This window comes from Paenibacillus cisolokensis (assembly GCF_050481165.1).
GTDB classification, from domain to species: domain Bacteria; phylum Bacillota; class Bacilli; order Paenibacillales; family Paenibacillaceae; genus Paenibacillus_AH; species Paenibacillus_AH cisolokensis.
This window is the reverse complement of the sequence record NZ_JBCNFP010000071.1, coordinates 1-1,386: the sequence shown is the minus strand read 5'-3', so window position 1 is coordinate 1,386 and position 1,386 is coordinate 1. Positions and strand designations below refer to the sequence as shown.

At 50.6% G+C, this 1,386-nt stretch carries 1 protein-coding gene; it reads right to left on the bottom strand.

Features of this window, described 5'->3' with window-relative positions; translation table 11 throughout:
- Positions 1–20 precede the first annotated feature (20 nt).
- Positions 21–1,247: an IS110 family RNA-guided transposase gene (locus ABEV74_RS12345; RefSeq protein WP_430146378.1), complete on the bottom strand. Its 1,227-nt coding sequence runs from the start codon at positions 1,245–1,247 to the stop codon at positions 21–23.
- Between the last annotated feature and the right edge of the window lie 139 nt (positions 1,248–1,386).

Below are 1,386 nucleotides of genomic sequence, written 5' to 3'. Positions count from 1 at the left end.
AATATGGTATATGATATGTTTTATGCGGTTTGTTGAGCTTCCTCCACGATGACCTTGTAACCCAGGATTTCTAACTTCCGAATCGCTTGCCTTGCGACTTGATTTCGCTTGCGTTCTTCGTAATGGTGAGGTCCGAGTTCAATATAGGTTTGTTTCTTCTTCAGGAGATGGTAAATTATCGTCAAAATCCGGTGTGCCACAGCAACCGCCGCTCGATTCGCTCCTCTTCGGGCAGCAATGCGATGATACAAACTGGACAAATACGTTTCTTTGGAACGGGCAGCCCCTCGGGCGGATTCAACCAAGGCCGTTCGCAACTTTTTGTTTCCTTTGGTGGTTTTCCCCGACTTTCGTTTCCCGGCACTTTCATTGTTCCCTGGAGCCAGTCCTGCCCATGAACACAAATGTGCGGCGGAGGGGAACTGATCCATGTTCGTGCCGATTTCGGCCAGAATCTGTTCTGCGCTCCGACGACCTACACCGGGAATTGTGTCCAACCGCTCCAGGTCTTCTTCAAAAGGGGTCATTCGTTCCTTGACTTCCGCATCAATTTCTTCAATCAGTTTGTCCAGATCATCGATATGGCGGAGCTGCGCTTTGAGCATCAGACGTTGATGCGGACCCATGAGCCCGTGCAAGGCTTTTTGAAGATCCGCTTTTTTGTTTTTCAGCTTTCGCTGCGCCAGTTCGGAGAGTAGTGCCGCATCTGTTTCGCCTTCGATCATCGCTTCGATCATGAGTCGTCCTGATTTGCCCAGGACATCGGAAGCAACGGAAGACAATTTGATGTTGGCGCCCTCCAGCACTTTTTGAATGCGCTGAACCTCTCGGGCGCGTTCGTCAATGAGACTGCGGCGGTAGCGGATCAATTCGCGCAGTTCGCGTTGCTCCCGATTGGGAATGTAGCTGCCCTTGAGCAAACCGTGGCGTAATAAGCCAGCGATCCATTCCGCATCTTTGACATCGGTTTTTCGTCCGGGCACATTTTTCATGTGCTTGGCATTGACAACAAGAGTTTCAATTTGTTCCATCTCCAACAGATTGTAGATCGGTTTCCAAAACGAACCCGTGCTCTCCATGGCGACATGCGTACAGCCATGAGATTTGATCCAATCAATGAGGGCAAGCAAATCTTCGGTCATCGTGGAGAACGTACGGATCTCTTTATGATCTGGGGTGATGATGCAGGCCACCACGTTCTTCTTGTGAACGTCGAGGCCACAGACGTGTGAATAAACGACGTCCATAACTCAAACACTCCTTGCGGCATGAATCTGCAAAGGCTGGTGCAACGACCATCACATGTCATTCTATCCCGCGTGCTTCCCTTAAGGGAGCCACAATCTGTAGTGCACCGGGTCGTCGGGGTCTGTCTAAGAATCGGGC